2 protein-coding genes are annotated in these 3692 nt (G+C 57.9%); both read left to right on the forward strand.

Going from position 1 to position 3692, the window contains the following annotated elements; all coding sequences use genetic code 11:
• Positions 1 to 318 precede the first annotated feature (318 nt).
• Positions 319 to 702 carry an SEL1-like repeat protein gene (locus HAP95_RS09545; protein WP_215884001.1) on the forward strand — a complete coding sequence of 128 codons (384 nt, stop codon included), beginning with the start codon at positions 319 to 321 and terminating at the stop codon, positions 700 to 702.
• Between the two features lie 235 nt (positions 703 to 937).
• Positions 938 to 3692, forward strand: a 2755-nt coding sequence (locus HAP95_RS09550) for a bifunctional diguanylate cyclase/phosphodiesterase (RefSeq protein WP_226832702.1), incomplete at its 3' end; no start/stop codon positions are given.

Genomic DNA, 3692 nt, shown 5'->3' on the forward strand with positions numbered 1-3692 from the left:
CTCGTGCGTGTCATCCAGGAAAATCGATGGGAAAATCTGGAAATGCCGTGAGCGACAGCCGCATCCTGCGTGGCTTGTCGGTATCCGCTCCGGTTTAAATCCGTTCACGAACGACGTCTGATGGGTAGCAACCCATGCAGGGTCGGGGTGACAAGCTTTAGGCCTGTGGCTTATTACCGCCAAAAACAGGACGGTCATCTGAAGCACTCCACCCCGATAGCATGGAACTGTAAAGGATTTTAGACGGAGAGGACAAACTGACCGTCCTGTTTGCCTATAGAAACCGCCACCGCTACCTCATGGAGGCACTCAGATGGCATGAGCAGCAACTTGATCACCAAGTATAGCGACACTGAAATACGCGGGCTCCTTTATCAGGCGCGCAGCGGCGATGCGACGGCCTTGGCTACCCTTGAGCGACGGGCGCGCAATGGGCATGTGAATGCCCAGCGTTACCTGGGGGTCTACTGGTTTCGTACCGAGGAAGCGGAGCGGGCTATTTACTACTGGTGCGCCGCATTCCCCCACGGATGTCACTGGTCGCGCTACTACTATGGCAAGGCCCTGTACCAGGGTCGCGGAACCGCCCAAAACCGCTTTTGGGCGTTGCGTCAGTGGCGGCTTTTGAGTGGTCATCCCGGTTCGGTGGGTCGCCTGGCGCGCCATGCCCTTAACCTGTATGCCACGGAAAAAACGGACTAATCGCTATGTGTCTGTATGGATTTATCATTACCGCAATGAGGGGAGCACCTTGTCCTCCCTGGTTTTGCAAAAGCCTGTACGACGATTACTGCTGACACGCAGGATGAGGCGCAGCGGATTTCGTGGTAAGTTTCCCAATCTGTACTATTTATGAAACATTTATTGTGCGTGTGAAAGGATGCCGTAGAAAGTGCTTATCCATGATGTCTGCTTCTCCCTGGTAGTCCGATAACAGATGCTACCCTGGTTATTCCGTGCCTGGCTCCTGTTCGTGGTCATCGTTCTGCTGGCTGGGGGAGGCCTGGCCTATGAAACATGGCAGGATGTGTGTCTGCAATACGGCGCCAATTTGCAGGTGCTGGCAGCCGCTGTAGCGGATGGCACGCATTTATTTCTCAAGGGGACCCAGTCTTCATTGGCCATGTTAGGTCAGGACACGGGCAAAGGAGCCGATGCCACGCCTCTGGCGATTCACGAAAAATTGCAGGATTACCTGGTCCTCAATCCCGATTTCAATAGTGTCGGTGTGCGCGCGGCAGGTGACGGGGTGGTGACTGCCGGGATGGACAAGGGACTGCTGCGGGCCCTGCTTTCACTCCCGGCATCGCCGGATGCCCGTTCCCGGATTACGGACCAGAAGCGCCCACTGATCCAGCGTTGTGAGCATGTTTCCGGCCTCTGTGTCGGTCCTCCTTTGCCGGTGCGTAATCCGGGACACCCCCATCATCCACACTGGGTGGTACCGCTTTTCCTGGGGGCACAAGGGACGCCCTACCGACATTCCGTAGTTGCCAACATGGTGGCCCTGCTGCCCTTGCAACACGGCCAATTCTCTTTTTGGCGCAATCTGCCGCTTCCGGCCTTGAGTTCGGTCTTTTTGCTGCGCCGGGATGGCTTTCTGGAAAGCCGCTATCCGCCGCCCACGCAAAGCACCTTTGGTGCACCCCAAAACGGCATTGCCGTCCAGTCCATCCGGGCGCATCCCCAGGCCCGCTCTGCTACCTACTATGGCCTGGCCACGGCGGTCAATCAGTGGCGTCTCGGGGCCTGGAACCAGGTGCGGGGCTATCCGCTGGTGGCCGGTGTCGGACTGCCGCGTTCCTTTCTGTTGGCCGCCTGGTGGAATCGGATGACCGGACCTTTGGCTGCCATGCTGGCTCTGCTGCTGCTTTCTACCTTCGGCTATTGGACTTTTCGCCGCATCGGCGAAGACCGGCAGCGTGAAAGATCGGCCCATGATCTGAGGTTGTGGGAGGCCAAGGAGCGGGCGGAAGTCACCCTCCATTCCATTGGTGACGGGGTAATAACGACCGACACCCAAGGTCGGGTCACGGATATCAATCCTGTGGCTGAATCCATGTTGGGTTCTGCTCGCTCAGACCTTCTGGGGAAACCGCTCGAAACGGTTTTCCACATTGCCCATGAGGGGGATCACCTTCCGGTAGAAAACCCCATCCGCAGAGTCTTGCAGGAAGGCCGGGTCGTGGGGCTGGCCAACCATACGGTTCTCCTGCGCACGGATGGTCAGGAGATCGCCATTGAAGATTCTGCCGCGCCGATTCACGGACGTGATGGTCGGGTGTTGGGCGCCGTGCTGGTCTTTCATGATGTCACGGAACGGCGCCGTTTGACCGAGCACCTGGCTTATCAGGCGCACCACGATGATTTGACCGGCTTGCCCAACCGCAAGTGGTTTCTGGAGCAGCTCCGCCAGGCCACAGAGGCGCAGCCCCTGCCGGAAGGACTGCTCCTGGTTGGCATTCTCGATCTGGATGGATTCAAACAGGTCAATGATCGCTGGGGACACGACCAAGGGGATCAACTGCTCTGTACCGTGGCACAACGGGTCCGTGAAACGCTGCGGCCTGAAGATAGCGTCAGCCGCCTGGGCGGAGATGAGTTCGGACTGCTGCTGCCCCATATGCATGATCTGGAAGACGCCCAGCACCTCGCCCACCGACTGATCCAGGCATTGAACCAGCCTATCGAGATGGACACGCAGGTGGCGAACGTTTCAGCCAGTATCGGATGGACGATTCTCCCCGGGGATACGGGTGATGCCCCGCAGATATTGCGGCATGCGGATCTCGCGCTTTACGCTGCTAAAGCCCGGGGGCGCAATCAGTATTGTTTTTATGAAAAAACCCTGGATGTTGAACAGGAACAACTGATGGAGATGTTGACGATGACCCAGGAAGCGCTTGAAGCCCAGAACTTGGTCATGTATTACCAGCCGGTAGTGACCCGGCCTGCCCCTTCTGTGTCACCGGAACAGGGCGTGATTGGTTTTGAGGCCCTGATTCGCTTGCAGCATCCCCAACGGGGGCTGCTCACGCCCGCTGTGTTCGCCGAAGCGCTGGACCATCCCCGCCTGGCCCGTCGCATTGGCTGCTTTGTGTTGGATGCCGTCCTGGCCCAGGGAGAACAGTGGCATCAGGCCGGGCTTCCCTTACGCCTGTCGCTGAATATCAGCGCCCGGCATCTGCTGGATCCCGAGTTCCTGAATGACTTGCAGTGCGCTCTGGCCGCGCATCCCGGGATAGCCCCGGCGTACTGCGAAATTGAAGTCACCGAAAGTGCCCCCATGCTGGATTTTCAGAAGGCTCAGGAAACACTCCGGCACTGTAATGCCATGGGTCTACGCATCGCGCTGGATGATTTCGGAACGGGGAATGCTTCCTTGAGTTATCTGCAGAAGCTGCCTGCCCAGACCATCAAGATTGACCAGAGTTTTGTCCTGGACATGCTCAATGATCCTCGTGACTTTGCCATTGTTGCTGGCGTCGCAAAAACCGCCCGCATGCTGGGTCTGGAGGTCATTGCCGAAGGCGTGGAAACCGTCGGGCATTTACAGTTGCTGGAGACCCTGGACTGTCCGGCCATGCAGGGCTATCTGTTTGCCAAACCGATGCCCGCAGCGGCCGTGCCAGCCTGGGTGAATGCGTTTAACATGTTGAATTACATCGGTAATTCTACACCACACCCCCCCC

The organism is Acidithiobacillus sulfurivorans, assembly GCF_018853815.1.
GTDB lineage: Bacteria > Pseudomonadota > Gammaproteobacteria > Acidithiobacillales > Acidithiobacillaceae > Acidithiobacillus > Acidithiobacillus sulfurivorans.

Bases quoted from the DNA above. Each gene is read 5' to 3' on its own strand.
- HAP95_RS09545 (WP_215884001.1), top strand. From the start codon at position 319: ATGAGCAGCAACTTGATCACCAAGTATAGCGACACTGAAATACGCGGG.